This is a genomic window from Asticcacaulis sp. P2_B1, assembly GCF_056404915.1.
Genome location: NZ_JBFUDD010000024.1, coordinates 1 through 19,823, shown reverse-complemented (window position 1 = coordinate 19,823; position 19,823 = coordinate 1). Strand labels below are relative to the sequence as shown.

Annotated in this window: 12 protein-coding genes; 6 read left to right on the top strand and 6 right to left on the bottom strand. The window is 60.1% G+C overall.

The genetic code is table 11. From position 1 onward, the window contains the following. Positions 1-3,821 (bottom strand): beta strand repeat-containing protein (locus tag AC1DX3_RS24245; protein ID WP_476991938.1); only part of this gene is annotated, 3,821 nt, incomplete at its 3' end. Positions 3,822-4,026: 205 nt separating this feature from the next. On the opposite strand from AC1DX3_RS24245, the gene AC1DX3_RS24240 reads away from it, so the two are divergent. Next, positions 4,027-4,227 (top strand): hypothetical protein, encoded by a 201-nt coding sequence (locus AC1DX3_RS24240; protein WP_476991937.1) that lies wholly within the window; start codon positions 4,027-4,029, stop codon positions 4,225-4,227. After that, positions 4,227-4,925 (top strand): hypothetical protein, encoded by a 699-nt coding sequence (locus AC1DX3_RS24235; RefSeq protein WP_476991936.1) that lies wholly within the window; start codon positions 4,227-4,229, stop codon positions 4,923-4,925. The genes AC1DX3_RS24240 and AC1DX3_RS24235 overlap by 1 nt, the downstream gene beginning before the upstream one ends. A 55-nt stretch (positions 4,926-4,980) precedes the next feature. On the opposite strand, the gene AC1DX3_RS24230 is transcribed toward AC1DX3_RS24235, so the two are convergent. Both AC1DX3_RS24230 and AC1DX3_RS24225 read right to left on the bottom strand, forming a co-directional pair. Next, the gene (locus tag AC1DX3_RS24230) at positions 4,981-5,385 is read right to left on the bottom strand and encodes a terminase small subunit-like protein (RefSeq protein ID WP_476991935.1); all 405 of its coding nucleotides are present in this window, start codon (positions 5,383-5,385) and stop codon (positions 4,981-4,983) included. A gap of 474 nt (positions 5,386-5,859) precedes the next feature. Next, positions 5,860-8,937 (bottom strand): TonB-dependent receptor, encoded by a 3,078-nt coding sequence (locus tag AC1DX3_RS24225; RefSeq protein WP_476991934.1) that lies wholly within the window; start codon positions 8,935-8,937, stop codon positions 5,860-5,862. A gap of 650 nt (positions 8,938-9,587) precedes the next feature. Between AC1DX3_RS24225 and AC1DX3_RS24220 the strand changes: the two genes are divergently transcribed. Genes AC1DX3_RS24220 through AC1DX3_RS24210 form a run of 3 tightly spaced genes read left to right on the top strand, consistent with a single transcriptional unit; the run spans position 9,588 to position 13,515 of the window. Then, positions 9,588-11,096 carry a glycoside hydrolase family protein gene (locus AC1DX3_RS24220; RefSeq protein ID WP_476991933.1) on the top strand — a complete coding sequence of 503 codons (1,509 nt, stop codon included), beginning with the start codon at positions 9,588-9,590 and terminating at the stop codon, positions 11,094-11,096. After that, positions 11,093-12,358, top strand: coding sequence for an oligosaccharide MFS transporter (locus AC1DX3_RS24215; protein ID WP_476991932.1), 1,266 nt, complete (start codon positions 11,093-11,095; stop codon positions 12,356-12,358). Before AC1DX3_RS24220 ends, AC1DX3_RS24215 begins: the two co-directional genes overlap by 4 nt. Continuing rightward, on the top strand, positions 12,355-13,515 hold the full coding sequence (locus AC1DX3_RS24210) for a glycoside hydrolase family 88 protein (RefSeq protein WP_476991931.1): 1,161 nt from the start codon (positions 12,355-12,357) through the stop codon (positions 13,513-13,515). Before AC1DX3_RS24215 ends, AC1DX3_RS24210 begins: the two co-directional genes overlap by 4 nt. Positions 13,516-13,663: 148 nt before the next feature. Here AC1DX3_RS24210 and AC1DX3_RS24205 read toward each other — a convergent pair whose 3' ends face one another. Further along, the gene (locus tag AC1DX3_RS24205) at positions 13,664-14,740 is read right to left on the bottom strand and encodes a LacI family DNA-binding transcriptional regulator (protein ID WP_476991930.1); all 1,077 of its coding nucleotides are present in this window, start codon (positions 14,738-14,740) and stop codon (positions 13,664-13,666) included. 74 nt (positions 14,741-14,814) lie between these two features. Beyond that, a complete protein-coding gene (locus AC1DX3_RS24200) occupies positions 14,815-16,539 on the bottom strand; it encodes a glycoside hydrolase family 43 protein (protein ID WP_476991929.1) in 1,725 nt (574 codons plus the stop codon). A gap of 237 nt (positions 16,540-16,776) precedes the next feature. On the opposite strand from AC1DX3_RS24200, the gene AC1DX3_RS24195 reads away from it, so the two are divergent. Next, the gene (locus AC1DX3_RS24195; RefSeq protein ID WP_476991928.1) at positions 16,777-17,778 is read left to right on the top strand and encodes a Fic family protein; all 1,002 of its coding nucleotides are present in this window, start codon (positions 16,777-16,779) and stop codon (positions 17,776-17,778) included. 165 nt (positions 17,779-17,943) lie between these two features. Here AC1DX3_RS24195 and AC1DX3_RS24190 read toward each other — a convergent pair. Then, the coding region (locus tag AC1DX3_RS24190) for a beta strand repeat-containing protein (protein WP_476991927.1) at positions 17,944-19,823 on the bottom strand (1,880 nt) is incomplete at its 5' end.

Below are 19,823 nucleotides of genomic sequence, written 5' to 3'. Positions count from 1 at the left end.
ACATAGAAGACATCGTCGCCGAACCCGCCGGTCATGGTGTCGGCCCCGGCCTTGCCATCCAGGATATCGTTACCGACACCGCCGTCGAGGCTGTTGCTGCCGGCATTACCGGTCAGCACGTTATTGAAAGTATTGCCCACGCCCGCCGTATTGCCCGAGCCCGACAGGGTGAGGTTTTCGATAAAACGGCCGGCCAGGCTGAAGCTGATGGCCGAGGTCACACCGTCAATGCCTTCGCCGGCGGCTTCGACGACGACGTCACCGGCGTTGTCGACGACATAGGTATCATTGCCCAGCCCTCCGGTCATCGTGTCGGCGCCGGCCTTGCCGTCCAACAGGTTGTCACCGCTATTGCCGGTCAGGCTGTTGTCCAGGGCATTGCCCGTGGCCGAATTGTTACCCAGTCCGGTCAGGATCAATTGTTCGACATTGGCGCTCAGCGTATAGGTTACGCCGCTATAGACGGTGTCCCTGCCCTGACTTGCCAGTTCGGTGACGATGTCGCCACGGTTATCGACATAGTAGGCATCGTCGCCCTGCCCCCCGATCAGGGTGTCTGCGGCGAGACCGCCATCGAGCGCGTCATTGCCATCGAGACCGGTCAGGGTATTGATGCTGGCATTGCCCAGAATATGATTGTCCAGCGCATTACCGGTGCCGGCATATTTGCCGCCCTCCAGCAAGGTGAGGTTTTCAACATTGTCACCTAAGGTATAGGTAACACTCGCCAGAACGGTATCGGTCCCTTCCCCGGCCAGTTCGGTGACGACATCCAGCGGATATCCAAGGAAGAAGCGATCGACCACATAGGTGTCATCACCTATACCACCGGCCATAACATCGTCGAAAGTGCCACCGTCGAGCCAGTCGTCGCCAGCGCCCCCGATCAGCGTATCGTTACTAGCGCCTCCGTGTAATGTATCATTGCCAAGGCCCCCGTCGAGCCGATTTTCGAAATTGTTACCTTGGAGATCGTTGTCCAGCGCATTCCCGGTTCCTGAAATCGCTAAAAAGTCGAGAAGAACAAGGCGTTCCACATTGTCCGCCAGGGTATAGGTGAACGAGGTATAGACTGTATCAGTGCCTTCACCGGCCAGTTCGGTGGCGAGATCGAGGCGGTAATCGACATAGTATATATCGTCTCCGGCACCGCCCCACATTTTGTCACCGCCGGCCCCGCCCTGCAGGACATCGTTGCCGTTGCCACCATAGAGACGGTCCGTACCGGCGCCGGCGTTCAGGGTGTCATTGCCACCCAGGCCTGTGAGAACATTATTGCCGTCGCCGGCTGTGATGACATTGTCCAGGCCATTGCCTGTGCCGTTATTGTTCAATTCGTGGGTGGGATAATTGTCGACATAGAGAATTATGTTCTCAACATTGGCTGTCAAGGTGACGTCCAATAGCGACATGACCGTGTCGATTCCCGCATTTTCCTGTTCAACGACCGTACCGTGCTCCCCGACGATATAGGTGTCGTTACCCAACCCACCCGCCATCAGGTTGACACCCAGGTTCCCCCGCAACACGTTATCCAACGCGTTGCCGGTCATGTCACCATCTCCAGACACGGTCAGGTTCTCAACAGCACCGAGATTAGCCAGGCTGAAGGCGCCGGTGGATGTGACGGTGTCGATCCCTTCCCCGGCGGCTTCGACAATCGTATCAAGGGTATCAGCATTGTAGATGTCATTACCCAATCCGCCGATCATCGTGTCTGCGCCGGGTTCACCCCCCAGGGTATCGTTACCCGAACCGCCTTCCAGGAGGTCGTCGCCGTAGCCGCCATTGAGAATATCATTATTGCTTCCACCATAAAGGTGGTCGTCGCCGCCAAAACCTTCGAGGTGATTACCGGCATTGCCCCCCCAGATGCTGTTGACTCCTTCATCGCCATAAAGGTAGTTGCCTGCGGTTTTGCTGCCGATGATATTTTCAAAACCATGCAGAATATCAACATGACCGTTATTCTGGTTGCCCGAGTGCTGGTTCAGAAAGACAAAAGCGGTGATCGTGCTGTTTGCATAACTCACCGTGTCGACACCGCTGCCGCCGTCATAGACGTCGTACATGCCAGCGCCGGCGATAAAGAGATCGTTGCCTGCGCCCCCGGAAATCGTATCATTGCCATCCCCGCCGTCCAGGATGTCATTGCCGGCATGGCCGAACAATATGTCGTCGCCGCTTCCGCCGGTTAAGGTCAACGGCGTCAGATCGAGCAACTTGAAATTGGCGGCGGTGAGACTGGGGATGGTGACGTGCTGCAAGGTAACATGTTCACCGGCCGCCAGCGTTATGACGACATCGGCGCCATTTTGCACGGCGGTGTAGGTGGTAAAGCCGTCGTCGCTGTCGAATGCCAGAACGTCCTTCGTGACGTCGAAGTCCGTAATGATGGCGTCCTGGTCAGAATGCGTGAAACGGAAGGTATCGGCGCCGGCGCCACCGGTCATAAGATCGCTGCCTGTCCCGCCTTCGAGTATGTCATTGCCGGCGCCGCCGATCAGCGTGTCGTTACCATCGCCACCCAGCAGTACGTCGGCATTGTCGCCGCCGTCCAGGGTGTCGTCGCCGTCCCCGCCCTCGAGAAGATCGTCGCCTTCCTTGCCGAGAAGATGGTCGTTGCCGTCGCTGCCGGCCAGGTGATTGCCGTAGACATCGCCGGACAATGTATCGTCCGAAGCCGTGCCGATCAGGCCTTCGACATGGCTTGTAGTAAGGGTCGCGCCGGGCATGTAAGACTGGGCGCCCACCATGGAAAGATCGTAGCTGACGGCAGAAGACAAGGTGCTAAAATCGATGGTATCCTGGCCATCGCCGCCATCGAAAACGGCATCACCGCTGCCGGCGTGAAAGACATCGTCGCCGGTGTCACCAAACAGGTTGTGCAGGCCGATGCCCGCGGTGAGATTATCGTTTCCGGCACCGGCGTGGACCGCGCCAATCAGATGTCCGCCCGTGCCGATAAAACTGTCATTGCCGCCTCCCAGCGACACATCGCCGTTGATGGTGCCGGTATTGGTCAGTGTTTGGATGTCGCTGCCCAGGACAATCGCGCCATTGATCGTGCCGCTATTATCGATAGTGCTCTGGGTCGGATCGTCGCCATAATCGTTGTAAGTGCCTTCGGCTATGGCATATTTGGCGGTAATCGTACCGGTATTGACGATCGACACCTTGGTCGCAAAACCGAAGGCAATACCGGCGATCTGATAGTTGCTGTCCGTACCGGTGACGGAAATTGTGCCGGAATTGACAAGCCGGCTGTCATAAAGGCCGTCCCCGAGATAAATACCGGCCACGGAGCTCGTGCCTCCGCTTGCCGCGACGGTCACGGTGCCGGAATTGATCATCCAGCCGCCGTAATCGAGCCTGACACCGTACGCCGCAGTTCCACCGGTGACGGTGATCGTTCCGCTGTTATCGACGTCGAAGTCGCCATCTCCAGTCTGAACTTGACCGCATTCAATGCCGTAGGCTGTCGTTGCCGCGGATACACTCAGATGTCCGCTATTTACGATAGCCGCGGCGTAATATCCGTAAATACCGAAGGCGGTGTCGTGTAAGGCAGTGGCGGTCATGGTGCCGCGGTTGTCGATGATGGTGTTTAATCCTACCGACGCGGTATAGATCAGGTAGATGGGATAAACATAATCCGCCGCCGCCGTCAGGGTCAGCGACCCGTAATTGACGAGCGACACATCCGGGGTCGTCACATCGATCTCGACCAAACGAAATCCAGCCGAACCACTGGTGGCAACGACATCGTAAACGGTGCCGGCGTCGATCGTCGTCGACCCGGTGACGGTCAAAATCGTCATAATGTTCCCCCTCATACGCAAAACTGTACACGGCGCGTCTGTGCGGCCATCGGCACCCTGCCCAAGCCCAGGCGGGGCGTCAAGCGCGCGAGGCGGTTTTGCTATCCTTATCGGAAGAAGTGATCGGATGGCGGCGACATGTGGGCCTTCTCATTGACGATCACCCGTCTGCGATCTACGCTCGACACGACACAGGGGCGACATCATGAACCTATTGGGCCGGTTAGTTTTGATCCTGGTGCCCCTGACCGCGCCGCCGCCGCCCGAGGACGGGGCGTGCGAATATAACAGCCGCGGCGAGGCCATGCGGATCACGCCGGCCGTCTTCACCACCTATGACAAGCTGAAAAATGACGAAGATGCGCCGCATTTGAGCTGGCGGCCGTTACACGTCGAGGTGCGATAATGCCTCAGTATGTCGGCGGCAGACGTCTACCGATCCGGCCGGGCCATATCGAAGTCCTGGGTTGGGTCGTGGGATTCGCGCTGCTCTTTTGGCAGGCCCGTGATCCGTTCAACGGTTGGTGTCTGACGGCCTGTCTGCTGACGCCCTGGATCGCGCTGGTGATTGCTTTTCTGACCGGGGGAAGCGTGCCCGTGATCGAATGGCACCGGGATTCGTCGAATGGCCTGGTGGCCTTGGTCGGTATCCCGCTCCTGGCGGTCTTACGCGGGGTGATCGTCAATTCGCATTTTCTCGACTGGCCGATCGCCCTGATCCCGGCGGTCGTACTGGGCGGCCTGTGGACCCTGGCTGCGGTCTGGGCACACGAAGGGCTACCGGACCGGAACAGCATCCTGGTCGTCTTGTTCCTTATCGGGATGGCTTACGGCTATGCGGACGTCAGCGCGGTCGATGGGATGGGCGACTGGCAACGGACCGTCGAACAGGTGTCCGTTACCGCGAAGGAGACCGAGCGCAGCAAGTCTTCGCTCGACTATGTCCTGGCTCTCTCGCCTTGGTCGCTGAAGCCCGGCGGCGACAGGGTCTATGTCCGCAAACAAACCTATGATGGCGTTTCCACAGGCTCGGTGGTCTGCGTGACGATCCGGCACGGATGGCTGGGTCTGCGACGCTACGGGGTTGGGCTATGCGCTTTATGACTTAGCAATCGCCTGGGCGCTTTCGCCGCCCCTCACGACACCGCCCGCCCCTCTCCTAACAAATCAGATCGTCGAGATTTTCCGGACGGACGAACGGCCTCCCCTTTCGTTTCGCCTCCACTGCGACCACCTTGCCGTATTTCCGGGACGCCAGCCTTCCAGCGATCGTCAGCCGCGTATCGATCATCAGCTTGGCGCGCGCGACATTGGTCGGATTGCCGACCATCTCCCAGCCGCCGTCCTTGGTCGCCCGCGCCAGCACATCCTTGTCGCGGTCATCGGCAATTTGCACGCACTCGCCGATCAGCATATCGGCCATCTGTTCCCGCGCCGCCTCGAACGCCGCCTTGAACTCGGGATGCAGCTTTATCCATTGATAGATGGTGCCTTCGCGCGGCAGGGTGCCATCGCTCTCGGTCAGCTTTTCAAACCGAGCGACGACGTGGCGACCGCGTCGCACACCCGATCGGCGGCGGCCTGGCTATAGCCGGTCGGGCGCCGGCGCATGGTAACGATATTGGACATGGTCAATCTCGATAGAAAAAGCCCCGCCGGCTGGAACCGTGGGGCTGTCATTGAACTTGCTATCAGTTGATGTGGGAACTCGGGGCGCATCACTGGATGCTGAGAAAAATCTACCCGACTTTCCCTGCCATGTCAACAAAAATTACCATCTTTAGTATTTTTATGATGCTTGAGATATTGCGGTAATATAATATTCCCACACCCACTCATTCGTGCGCCAAAAACCGTAATCTTTTCAACAAAAATGGACCGCGAATGCGTGCCTTGTCTACTCATTCGCGGACCGGTCACGCCGCCCGTCATGCGACAAAAAAAGACCGTGACTCACAAAGGAGTCACGGTCATCAGGAAACCTTCATGGCGGGGAGCGCACCAAAGGTTTAACGGGGCCGACCAGGGAAAGTCGTGATCAGCCGCCGAACTTGTAGCGCAGGCCGATGCTGTAGGTGCGACCGTTGACATAGTGCTGGCGTTCGATACCGGTATTGTAGGCCGGCTCACCGACGAAACGATCCAGACCCTTGTCGGTCAGGTTGTTGCCGTTGAAGGTGACGGACAAGGCGTCGTTCAGCTTGTAGTTCAACGACATGTCGAGAATGCCGTATTCGCCGATGCCGCGGCCGTCGATCGGGTTGGTCGAGATGCCGAACAGGATCTCGTCGGAGCGCCAGGTATAGACGACGCGGCCCGACAGCTTGCCGTCGTCATAGAAGCCTTGCAGGGTGTAATTGTACTTCGAGACGAACGGCTGCGGCACATCGACGATCCGCTTGTTGGCGGGGGTGCCGAAGTTCACCGGGTTCGAGGTGTCGACATAGGTGAACGAACCCGAGGCGCCGAAATGCTTCCAGTTGCCGGGGAGGAAATCGAAGAAGGTCTGGAAGGCCGCTTCGACACCTCGGGCATAGCCGTCACCGGCATTGGTCGTCCGGGTAATCAGGTATTCGCCGGTTTGGCAGCCGTTGCCGGCGGCTATGGCGGCGCTGGTCGGTGCGGCGATCGACACGGTCTCACAATTGTTGATACCGTAGGCGAAACCGTTCAATTCCTTGTCGAAGAAGTCCAGCGAGACATAGTTGGTGCCGTTGAAATACTTCTCGAAGGAGATGTCGTAGCTGTCCGCCTTGAGCGGCGCCAGGTCGGGATTGCCGGCGCTGCCTTGACCGGTCGCGACATTGACGCCGATCGTCGGGTTCAGGTCGCCGAAGCCGGCACGGGTAATGCCCTTGGCATAGCCGAAGCGGAGCAGGAACTCGGGTTGCAGATAGTAGGTGACGTTCAGGGACGGCAGGACGTCGGTATAGTTCTTCTTGGCCGAGACCGAAACCGGGACGACCGGCGTCTGGGTCAGGTCATTGACATAGGTCTGCCCGAACTGGTTGGTTTGCACCACCCGGACGCCGATATTGCCCTTGATCTTCTCATTGAAGCCGGCGAAATCCCCCATGACATAGAGCGCAGTCGAATCTTCCTTTTCGAAACGGCGGGACAGAAGCTGTTCGGCGCGAGTGTCGCCGTAGGGAATATTGGCCAGCGGGAAGCGGTTGCGCACCATATCCCCCAGCAGATTGGCCGGAGAATAGACCAGGTAACCGCCCGAATAACCGGCATCGCCATGCATGAAATTGCCGATCGAGGGCTGCAGAAGATCGGCAAAGTTCGTGGCCGCCATGCCGTTGGCGTGATAGGCGGTGCCACCCGGAGCGCCCGGCCAGCCGGCCAGGCCCGCGCCATCGGTGGTCAGGTTATAGTTCTGCGTAAAGCGGTAGTCCCAGAAACGGTCTTCGTTGTGGGCGTAACGCGTACCGAACTTCACGTCGGTGAAGAAGCCGCTGTCGAAGTCGTACTTGGCGTCGAAACGTACGGCCAGGCTTTGGTCCCGGACGGTGAAGTGCGTGCCGTCATTGTAGAAATTGCCGACCCAGGTCGATACCGCCCCGAGGTCCGGACCGGTGAAGCTCATATTGTGCGGCGTAGTGGCTAGGTCCCGCGTGACCGCCCAACCGCCCTGCCCCGTCGCCGACCAAAGGCCCGGCGCCGAAGCGATATTGACGGAGCGGTTATCGTCGGTGACTTCCGATTTGGTGATCGCAAGATCGCCCTTGATCATCAGCTTTTGCGACGCTTTCCACTCGAAGCCGCCGGCCGCGATAGCCGTCCAGTAGGGGTGGTGCTCGTCACCGCCGGTGACGCTGAAGTCCGAATTGAGGAAGGTGCCCCCGGCGAGACGCTGGCTGACCAGGACATCGTCCGAACCGCCGTTGAGGTTGCGGTTGGCCAGGCCTTCGGTAAAGTTGAACGGCGTGGTCTTGAGGTTCTGGACGTTGCGGCCATCCGTGCTGTTCAGGAACATGTAGTTCTGATTATACATGTAATAGGTGTAATTGGTCTCGGCATAGAGACGCAGGCTGTCATTGACGACCCAATCGGCCGCGGCGTCGAAGCCCTTGCGCGTCCGTTTGATGACTTCTTCGCCGATGGGCGTCTGGGCCTGGGCGGTCGCCGACATGACATTGGCGGTTTGCGAGGCGGTCAGGGCGGTGCCGCCAAAGCCCGCATGGGCAAAGTCCGGGACGTTGCAACCGATCGTGATATTGTTGCAACCGATGGTCGGGACGTCGACCAGGGCCCATACGTCGGAACGTCCGACATAGGACGCCAAGGGGGCGTTCGGATTGTTGGCGCTATTGGCCGCGGCGCGCTGGGCGTATTCCGGATCATCGGCTCGTATGGAACGACGCAGGCTGACCCCGCCATTGGCCGGATTGTTGTCGGAGCGGCCTTCGCTCTTTTGGTAAACAGCGCCCACCATCAAGCCGATGCGGCCGCCGCTGGGCAGATCCCACTTGTCGGCCAGCAGCCCGAAGAATTCCGGCATGACATGGTTGTCGAGATCATTATAGCGCGCGGTCGCGCTCAGGCTGATCGTCGGCCCCTTGAAATCGCTGGGGTGACGGGTGCGGATATTGACGAGACCGCCGATACCGCCTTCGATATGTTCCGCGGTCGGGTTCTTGTAAACGTCGATGCCGGCGATCATGCCCGGAATGGCGTCTTCGACGTTGAATTCGCGCAGGCCCGCCGTGGCGTAGGAGCGACCGTCGACCTGGGACGCCGTCTGCCCCGAAAGCCCGCGAATGGTCAGGCCGCTGCCGGCGCCGACGGGCGAAGCCCCCTCACCGCCATAACGATAGCCTTGCACGCCCGGGATACGGGTCAGGGTTTCGGCGACATTGTTGTCGGGCAGCTTGCCGATATCTTCGGCGGTGATCGAATCGACGATTTCCTGGGTGTTCTTCTTGATAGCGACCGAAGAGCGCATGCTGGCGCGGACGCCGGTCACGACAACGACCGTTTCGTCCGATGCCGCCGGGGCGGGCGATGCGGCTGCAGCGTCCTGGGCGAGCGCCTGTTGTGCGCCGCCGCCGAGGGCTACGGCCAGGGCAAGACCCGATACGCGCAGCAAGAGTTGATGTGATGTGGTCATGGTTCCTGTTTTTCCTCCGTTTGTGTGGCCTTGAAGTCTGCTCTTTTGTCGGACCGTTATCCGGCCCTTTGCTTTTTCGACGGCGTTAGAGCCGTCTGTTTCACCGTCCACGCCTCTTGGAAGCCGCAGGTGAAGGTACGCTTGAACTCTAAAAACAGACTCGATATCGGACGCTCTAGGCTTGGTATCGATATCAACATCACCCTGTTACGCTTGTCGGATAAAAACGTCAATCGGGCAGAATTCACCATCGCAACAATGATACATTTTTAGCACATTTTTTAAGCCAAATGTTGAAATGACAACGCTATCAATTTTGAAAAAACAAAATAACAAATTGTTTTAAAACATAAAAATAAATATTATATATGGTATTGATACCAAATTCGTTTTTGACAAAAATGACAAAACCAACCCCGCCATATCATTTTTTCCCGGGCCGTATGTGGTGTTAAAATACCATATAATAGCAAATATCCTCGATTTTCTAACGGATTCATGACAAGCTTGCCCCATCCTGTCCGCTCTCATTTTGTGGGGTGACAAGGGGCGCCATTCTTGATATCGATACCACAGCTCAGACAATTAGAGCCGGATTTCGGGCTGCGGTTTCGATACGGCGTCAAAAAATGACCGCAGAGGGGCACACAGTGTTGGCATCCGCATCGAAATACGCTCTCGCCCTTATGTTCGTCGCGGCGATTCCAGCTTTGGCCGATGCGGCAGCCCGGCACAAGACGCCTGCCCCGGCGGCCAAATCAGATCTTCAGGTCTTCGCCTTTCCAGGCCCCATTCGCTACGACCACCACAATGACGACTACACGGTGCGCGTCCGTGTGCCGGGTGGCGAATGGCAGGACCTCTACGAATACAATGTGACCGTCGACTGGGATAAGCCGCAAAAAGACGCGTCCATGGTCTATTTCAATTTCACCGGCCCGGTCGAAGTCGCCGTGCAAAAAAACAACGGCACCTTCCGCGACGTGGCCATCCGGCCGACCTCGAAAGGCATCAAGTCAACAAGCCGCGACGGCATCGTCTACTTCACCCTGACCAAGCCGGAAAATCTCAGCGTCGAGTTCGACGGCGACCATCTCCACAATCTGCACATCTTCACTCAAGGCATCCGCCACGACCTGCCGGTGACCCCGGTTACAGGCACCAGTTACGATATCGGCGTTGGCGTCAATCCGGACCTGGCGCAAAAAGTCGTCTATTTCGGCCCAGGCATCTTCACCCCGACCGATGCGGACGGCGTCTTCCATATCCAGTCCAATTCGACGGTCTATGTCGACGGCTCGGCCATCATCAAGGGCGGCTTCAAACTCGACGGCGTCGAAAACGTCACCATAGTGAGCGACGGCCTGTTCGACAGCAACAACATGCTGGAGATTCAAAACTCCAAAAACGTCGTGATCGACGGCCCGATCTTTTTCAACCAGTTGCACGGCACCCTGCGCTGCCTGACCTCCCAGAATATCCAGCTCAAAAACATCCGCACCATCGGCGGTGGCCAGTGGTCCGACGGCCTGGGCAATTTCGCCTGCAAGCACGTCACCATCTCGGATAGCTTCGTGCGCACCTCCGACGACAGTATCACCATCTACAACCACCGCTGGGACACCTATGGCGACACCAGCGACATCACCGTGAAGGATTCGACCCTGTGGGCCGACGTCGCCCACGCGGCCTTCATGGGCATACACGGCAATACGCCCTCGCCTGCCCATCCCGACCCGGAAGTCATCGAGAACGTCCGCTTCAGCAATATCGACATTCTGGATGAGGACGAAGACGAGCCCGAATACGAAGGCGCCATCGGCATTACCGCCGGCGACGATAACCTGATCCGCAACATCACCTTCGAGGACATCCGCGTCGAGCGCATCGAGGAAGGCAAGCTCTTTAACTTCCACGTCGGCTTTAACGCCAAGTACAATACAAGCCCCGGCCGCGGCATCGACGGTGTCACCCTGCGCAATATCAGCTTTACCGGCAAGGGTTCGCCCAGCGCGTCCGTCATTTTCGGCTACGACGACAGCCGCGGCGTACAAAACATCCATCTGGATAACGTCACGGTCGCCGGGAGGAAGATTCTCGGGCCGGCGCCGGGGGTCCTCGACATCGGCGAACACGTCTCGGGCGTCACCTACAAATGACACAAGCCCCGCCCGTAACCGACGCTGCCCACGCGAAACAGCACACCTATGTGCTGCTGAGCCTCTTCCTCTTCGCCTATTTTTTCGCCCAGGCGATGACCATCTCCCTGCTGCCGATCTGGCTCAAGGGACCACTGGCCCTGACCGGTCAGCAAACCGGCATCGTCATCGGCGCCAATTCGCTGGCCGCCCTGATCTCGCAGCCGATATACGGTTTCGTTTCGGACAAGATCGGCATGCGCAAATATGTGCTGTGGTTCCTGGCCGCCATGGTGCTGGGCAGCGTCCTGTTCTTTACCCAGGTTTACGAACCGCTGCTGCGGCACAACCTGCTGCTGGGCGCCGCGGTCGGCGGGTCCTATCTCGGCCTGACCTTCTATGCCGGCAGCTTCGCGCTGGAATCCTATGTCGACCGGCTGGGCCGCCATTTCGGTTTCGAATTCAGCCGTGTGCGCCTGTGGGGTTCGCTGGGCTTTGCCTGCGCCGCCTTTTTCTCGGGTCAGCTCTTCAACATCAGTCCCACCATCAACTTTACCCTGGCATCGACCGCCGGCCTGCTGCTTCTGCCCATCGTATTTCTGTTGCGGCCGGTGGCCACGGCCAATGCCCTGGAAGCGTCAAAAACGCTCAAGCTCAGCGACTCCCTCGCCGTCCTCAGGATGGGCCGCTTCTGGGGCTATATGGTGCTGATCCTCGGCGTCACCGATCTTTACCTCGTCTTCGACCAGCAGTTTCCCGCCTATTACGCCTCGCAATTCGCCGACCCGGCCCACGGCCGTGCCATGTTCGGCCACCTCAACGGCGCGCAGATCTTCCTCGAAGCCGCCGGCATGTTCGTCTCGCCGTGGATCGTGACGCGCCTCGGCATCAAGCGCTCCCTGCTCCTAGCGTCGGGCGTCATGATCTTCCGCATCACCGGCTCAGGCCTGGTGTCAGGTCCCGTGGCCATCTCCGCCATGAAGATGCTCCATTCGCTCGAACTGCCGATCCTGATCGTCGCCAATTTCAAATATATCGCCCGCCATTTCCCGGCCCGGCTGGCCTCGACCATCTATATGGTCGGCGTCAGCTTCGGCCACTCCCTGGGGCTGGCCCTGCTGTCACCGCTCGCCGGCCGCGGTTACGATCATATCGGCTTCCCCCACACCTATCTCTGCATTGCCGGGATCGCCCTCATCTTCTGGCTGGGCGCCTGGTTTACGCTGTCGCCCGACGGGCCGGCGCCAACAGTTCCCAATTCCGAAAGTGAGACTCCCGCGTGACCGCCCTTGCCATGCCTGCCGTCAAGTCGTTCCAACGCATGCGCATCGACCGCGCCATCGCCACGGCGGTTGCCCGTCTCAAAGCCCAGTTGCCGCGCTTTACCGACGAATTTCCGGCGCCGTCATCGATCGGCGGCACCTTCGCGGCCATGGACAATTCGGAATGGACGAACGGCTTCTGGACCGGAAGTCTGTGGTTGGCCTACGAGTTGAGCGACGATCCCGCCTTCCGCGATGCCGCCAACATCCAGGTGGAAACCTTCGCGCGGCGTATCGAAGGCCAAATCAATGTCGACCACCACGACCTCGGCTTTCYCTATTCGCTGTCCTGCGTCGCGGCGTGCAAACTGACCGGGAACGAGACCGCCAGGACGGCCGCCATCCAGGCGGCCGACACGCTGATGACGCGGTTCCTCCCCGTTGCCGGCATTATCCAGGCCTGGGGCAATCTCAACGATCCGCAGGAAAGCGGGCGGATGATCATCGACTGCAATCTCAACCTGCCCCTGCTCTATTGGGCCAGCGACATGACCGGCAGACCTGATTATCGCGATGCCGCCAACCTGCACATCGCCCAGGCGGCCAAATATATCGTGCGCGAAGACTATTCGACCTATCACACCTATTATCTCGATCCGGTGACAGGGGCACCGCGCCAGGGCAGCACCCACCAGGGCTACAGCGACACCTCGTGCTGGGCCCGCGGCCAGGCCTGGGGCATATACGGTTTCCCGCTCGCTTTCCGCTACAATCGCGAAGCCCGGCTGGTCGAACTCAGCACGCAACTGGCCGACTACTTCCTCGCCCGTCTGCCCGCCGACGGCGTGTGCTGCTGGGACCTCGTCTTCACCGACGACGACACCGAACGCGACACCTCGGCTGCCGCCATCGCCGTTTGCGGCCTGCTGGAAATGGCCCGGCAATTGCCGCTGCTCGATCCGCGACGCGCCGGCTACGAAGCCCGCGCCGAGTCCATGATGCTCAGCCTCATCGAGCACTACAGCCTGCCTGAGGACGACCCAAGCGACGGCCTGCTGTCCAATGCCGTCTATCATATGCCGAAAGGGATTGGCGTGAACGAACGTTGCCTGTGGGGCGATTATTTCTACCTCGAAGGCCTGATGCGCCTGTCGCGCACCTGGGAACCCTACTGGTAATACCAAGCGTCATGACCTTTGACTCATGGCGTTTGGCAAGGGCGACCGCCCGCCGCCGCCGATGCGGCGAGCCACGCGGCGTTTGAGCTGAAAAAAACCGAATACCAACGAAGCGGTTCTACACCGCGCACGTTGGTATAAGAGCCGATTACCGCGGCAGCACGCCCGGGAAGACGCGGCCGTCGCGTTCCGGCGCCACGCCGGTGGAGGCACGCTCCATCAGGGTAAACTTCATCAGGTGATGGACGGGCTTGGCGTCCTGATCCGTCTTCAACACCTTGATCTGTTCGAAAAGGGTCGAGACAGCGGACCGGCCCATCGCGGTGATGGGCTGGTGAATGGTCGTCAGCTCCGGCCAGATCGTCGTGGCGATCGGCGTGTCATCGAAGCCGGCCACCGACAGGTCTTCGGGAATGCCCAGGCGCATGCCGTGGGCAACGGCGATGACCCCGGCGGCCATATCGTCATTGCTGGCGAAAATCGCGGTCGGCCGGTCGTAGTGCTCGAGCATGGCGCGTCCTACGTCCAGGCCCGAACGGTAGGTAAACATGCCCTGTCCGACCCAGGCCTCGTTGAGCGGGATGCCCGCTTCCGTCAGCCCCGCCACATAGCCGTCATATCTGAGCGCGGTCGGCGTGTGGCTCGGATCGCCCTTGATGAAGCCGATTCGTTTGTGTCCCAGCTTGACCAGATGCCGGGTCATGGTCAGCGCCCCCTTGAAGTCGTCGACGCGCACCGCCGATACGTCGGCCAGCGGTTTGCCCGTGGCGAGCGCAAGGACCGGGATACGGGCATTGGCCAGCATGCCGACCGTCGCCGGAGAATCACACAAGGGCGGCGGCAGGATCACCCCGTCCACGCCCGCGGCGACCAGTCGGCGAACCGCCGCCTTTTGCGATTCCATGCCGGAGCACTTTTCGAGAATGAGTTGGCAACCGAGCCGGCTGGATTGTTCCAGGCCGCCCAACATCACTTCGTTCAAATAGGACGACGACGGGTTCGAATAGAGGACGCCGATGCGAACGCCGCCCATGCCGGATCGCGTCGACCGCGCCGCCATGTTCATCGAATAGTTCAGTGCCTTGACCGACGCCATGACCTTGGCGCGCAGCTGCTCGCTGACCGGGGTGCTTTGGTTGAGCACGCGCGACACCGTCATCGACCCGACGCCGGCATGACGGGCTACGTCATGGATCGTAACGGTGGATCGTGCTGCCTGCTTCAATTGAGAGAATCCTGATTGTCCGCCCTGGGGCTCTACCGATAGGTCTGGGCGTGAAAAAAATCAATGCAGCTGTATCACGGCACCTGTATCTTGAAGCTGGCGAAGTCAGCCCAACCGATGCGCGTCGAGGTATTTGACGGCGTGCCCGACGGCGCCTGGGCGAACAGACCGATCTGGGCGCCGACCCAACGGCCGGGCTTGCTGGCAAAACCATCGCCCAGGGCCACCCAGTTCACGCCGTCCAGGCTATAGCTGAAACTGACGCGGGCATCGGTCGTCTGCAACATGGCCGGCCAGATCGGCCGGTAATCGGGCGCCGGCGCAGGCTGGGTGACCGGTTCCGCCGTCATTTTGAGCCAGACCAGGCCGTCGACCTTCGGCCCCACGGTTCTGATCTCTGGCGCGAAGCTGTCGGCATCTCCCCGGGTCACCTGTTCGACGACAATGCCGTCCTGGGTGTTTTCCAGGCCGACAAAGCCGTAGCTGGCGCCGAACATGACAAGCCCGGCACGCTCGCCTTCCCATTTCGGCGTCAGGGTCATCTGGGTCACGACACTGAACGCCATATTCGGCAGTTTTTGCGTCAGCTCATTGCCGGCCTCCCACAGGTTCTGCGATGACGAGACGGATTTCAGCCGCAAATAGCCCGGCCGCGACGTCAGATCGGCCCAGTCGTCGCCGGGATTGGCGTTCCATTGCCAGGCGGCGTTCAGCTTGCCGTCAAAGTCGTCGTCGATCACCGGAATCGCGACCTCGACCGGCCCGGCGGTTTTCGGCTTCCGAAAGCCGGCCACCGGTTGCCCGATATCGCGACCCGTTTGCGCTTCGCCGATCAGCGGCCAGTCCTTGCGCGCTCCGCTCTTGCCCCAGCTCATCGGTTCCAGCCACACTCGCCTACCGTAGGAATCGGTGTCCTCGAAATGGAGGAACCAATCCTCACCGAAAGGCGTGTCGACCCATGCGCCCTGATGGGGCCCGTTGGCCGGGCCGGCGCCTTGATCGAGGACATTGCGCGCTTCATAGGGCCCGGTGAGGCTGCGCGACCGGAAGACACCCTGCCAGCCGTTTTTCACCCCGCCCGCCGGCGCAAAGATGTAATAATAGCCGTGGCGCTTATAGAGTTTCGGGCCTTCGATGGTGAACCATTTGGCCCGCCCGAGCGAGGTCTCGACAGGACCCAACTGGCTGCCATCGATGATAACCTGCCCGTCATCGACGGTCTTCGTTCCGTCGGCGCTGAGCCGTTTCAGGACGACCAGATTGTTTTTGTGCGCCCGCGAACCGGCAAAGGCGTGCACCAGATAACCCTGGCCGTCGTCGTCCCAGAACGGACACGGATCGATCGCGCCCGTCGTAGAGTCGACCTGGACGGGCTCGCTCCATGGTCCGGCCGGATCCCTGGCCGTCACCAGGAAAATACCGAAATCCGGATCGGGATAATAGATCATATAGAGGCCGGCGTGATAACGTATGGCCGGCGCCCACACCCCGCCACCGCGGCGCGGGGTGCGGAAATGATCATAGGGCGGCACGAAGGCCAGGGCGTGGCCGATAATGTCCCAATTGACCAGGTCCTTGGAATGCAGGACCGGCAGGCCGGGCACATTGGTGAAGGACGACGACACCAGATAATAGTCGTCGCCGACCCGCACGACGTCGGGATCGGAATAGTCGCCCATCAGCACCGGGTTCTTATAGATGCCGTCACCCTGGTCCGGCACCCAGGCGCCGGCGGGCGCCTGCCCGTGAGCCAGGACGGGAAGGGTAACGACGGCGAGAGCCAGCCAGAATGCGCGCATGTTCATGCCCTGTAAGTCCGCCGGCTTCAGCCGGTCCGAAATGCATTATTCTTGATATCGATATCAGACATATGACTACCCTCGAACCCCCCGCCGGTCAATGCCGCCGCCAATAAGCACTTCCGACCCCCCGCTAAATGGGTGAAAATGGGTGAACGAATGCCGATAAGCGTTTTCGCCTCCCGCTAAATGGGTGGAAATGGATGAACGAACGCCAGTAGCAGGGCGTAAACTCCCATGGTCCCAGCCCCGCCCTTCGAAATTACCCCCGAAATCCTCAATTACGTCGGCGCCATCGACGAGTTTAAAGGTGCCTGGCAGGCCTCCAGGCCCCTCTCGGCCGACCGTTTRGCSGCCCTGGAGCACGCCGCCACGGCCGCCGGCGCAGCGGCATCCCTGCGCATCGAGGGYATCGAACACCCYGACGMCCGYGAARTCGCCGCCTATGCCGACGTCCTCGGCCGCATTTTCCGCGACCACGCCGACATGGCCCTGACCGAGACTCTGATCGACCGSCTTCATCGCGACCTGCTGCCCCACGAAAGCGCCCACAACGGACGCYTSGGCTACAAATCCCAAKCCAACGACCTGCCGTCCYTCKAYGAAACCGGCCAACCCGCCGGCATCGGCTTCGCGACCGCAACCCCGCTCGACACCCCGCGCCGCATGCGCGACCTCGTCACCTGGGCCCATACCGAGCTCGCCAACCGCACCCTGCATCCGCTCTTGACCATCGCCCTGTTCGCTATCGGCTTTCTCGAAATCATGCCCTATCAGGCCGGCAACGGCCGCCTGAGCCGCGTCCTGGCAAACCTGCTCCTGCTCCGCGCGGGCTATGCCTACGTTCCCTATAGCGCCCTGGATGTGGTGCTCGAAAACGATAAGGAGGCCTATTTCCAGTCCATCCTCGCCACCCAGGCCGGCCAGCCCGACTGGCAGCCCTGGCTGATGGTGTTCTTCGAAGCCCTGGACATGCAAACCCTTGACCTGGCGTCTATCATCGCCCAGGACCGCAGCCAGACCCAGGCCCTGCCGGAACTGTCCTTGCAGATCATGGCCCACGTCGCCACCCATGGCCGCGTCACGGTGGCCGAGATGGTCACCCTCACCCGCACCAACCGCAACACCTTGAAGGAACATTTCCGCCAGCTGGTCGAAACCCGCCACCTGACCCTGCACGGCGCCGGCCGCGGCGCCTGGTATGGCCTCAACACAGACACCGCCAGGCAATCAAATTAAAGTAAACATTTGATTGTCTTGATCCTCCCCGCTTTGGCTGCCGCCGAGGCCCGGGGAGGGGGACCGCACGCCGCCGCGTCTTCGCGGCTAGATGCGGTGGTGGGGTGTCTTGCTACCCGACCCGTGTCAACACTCACCCGGGCGGACGCCCCCTAACCGCTCCCCCTACCACACGATATGGCTCAGAAAGGCCGCGTCCGTGGCCGTTGTGTTCAGGACGGTGACGACATTACCGCCGCCAAGATCGATGACAGCATCCGCGCCCGATTGGCTGATGACGGCCGTGGCGTGCGCCAGATAGGCGTGCACATTGATCGTGTCATTGTCGGCGGCGGAAAAGTCCATGATCGTATCGGTGCCGCTGTGCGTGCCGAAGACGAAGACGTCGGCGCCGAGACCGCCGGTCAGGATGTCATGGCCGTACCCGCCATCCAGATGATTATTGCCGGCATTGCCGTTAAGAACATTGGCCTGGCTGTTACCGGTCGCATCGACGGCGCCGCTGCCCGTCAGGGTCAGGGTTTCCACGAAGCTGCCCGTCAGGGAATAGGTGACCGACGCCAGGATCGCATCATTACCCTGGCCGGCGATTTCAACAACGGAATCAGCGATATTGTCGACATAGAAGACATCGTCGCCGAACCCGCCGGTCATGGTGTCGGCCCCGGCCTTGCCATCCAGGATATCGTTACCGACACCGCCGTCGAGGCTGTTGCTGCCGGCATTACCGGTCAGCACGTTATTGAAAGTATTGCCCACGCCCGCCGTATTGCCCGAGCCCGACAGGGTGAGGTTTTCGATAAAACGGCCGGCCAGGCTGAAGCTGATGCTCGATGTCACACCGTCAATGCCTTCGCCGGCGGCTTCGACGATGACGTCACCGGCATTGTCGACGACATAGGTATCGTTGCCCAATCCCCCCGTCATCGTGTCGGCGCCCGCCTTGCCATCCAGGACGTTGTCGCCGCTATTGCCGGTCAGGCTGTTGTCCAGGGCATTGCCCGTGGCCGAATTGTTACCCAGTCCGGTCAGGACCAAGAGTTCGACATTGGCGCTCAGCGTATAGGTTACGCCGCTGTAGACCGTGTCGGTGCCTCCGCCTGCGGCCTCATTGACCTGATCGAAGCTGTTTCCAACATAATAGGTGTCGTTGCCAAGATCACCGCTCATGGTATCGGCTCCGACTCCGCCATCGAGGACGTTGTCGCCACTATTGCCGATCAGGGTATTGTTGAGCGCATTGCCTGTGCCATTGATATTCGCGCTGCCCATTAAGACGAGGTTTTCGACATTTGTTGTAAGTGCGTAGGTAACGCTCGACTGGACAGTGTCGGTGCCCTGGAAAAAGTATTCCACCACTATGTCGCCAGCATCGTCGACGACGTAAGTATCGTCACCGGCATTTCCAATCATGACATCCGCGCCGACTCTGCCGTCGATCAGATTGTTACCCACGCTGCCAGTGATACGGTTGGCCAGCTCATTGCCGGTGCCGTTTACGTCAACTGCAGACAGTAGCAGGTTTTCGACATTGTCACCAAGCGTATAGCTGATCGCGGCCACCACCGTGTCGGTGCCGCCGCCGGCGGTTTCGACGATGACGTCGGCGCTGGAACCGAGCACATAGGTATCATCCCCCGCGCCGCCAACCAGGGTATCGGCGCCCGCGCCGCCCGTCAGGCGGTCACTGCCGTCGCCGCCGTAAAGGATGTCACTGCCGCCGCTGCCGGTCAGCTTGTCGTCGCCTGCATCGCCGTATAGCGTCGCAGCCGACGCAGCCGAAGCGTCGATGGTGTCGTTGCCCTCATCGCCGTGGACAGGGCCGGGATAGTAGGACTGTTGCACGTGGATGGAGTCATTGCCGGCGCCGCCATTGATGGTGCCATGTGCGTAGATTACATCGTCACCGTCACCTCCATCCGCCACAGCGAAGGTATTGGAGTTGGTATAGAGGGTGTCGTTGCCCGCACCGCCATCCACGCGTTGCAGATACTGGGAGTTGCGTCCATCGACGACGTCGTTGCCATCACCGCCGTATAGATTGC

Coding starts and splice junctions, on each gene's coding strand:
- AC1DX3_RS24240 (WP_476991937.1), top strand. CDS start 4,027: ATGAACCTATTGGGCCGGTTAGTTTTGATCCTGGTGCCCCTGACCGCG.
- AC1DX3_RS24235 (WP_476991936.1), top strand. CDS start 4,227: ATGCCTCAGTATGTCGGCGGCAGACGTCTACCGATCCGGCCGGGCCAT.
- AC1DX3_RS24225 (WP_476991934.1), bottom strand. CDS start 8,937: ATGACCACATCACATCAACTCTTGCTGCGCGTATCGGGTCTTGCCCTG.
- AC1DX3_RS24215 (WP_476991932.1), top strand. CDS start 11,093: ATGACACAAGCCCCGCCCGTAACCGACGCTGCCCACGCGAAACAGCAC.
- AC1DX3_RS24200 (WP_476991929.1), bottom strand. CDS start 16,539: ATGCGCGCATTCTGGCTGGCTCTCGCCGTCGTTACCCTTCCCGTCCTG.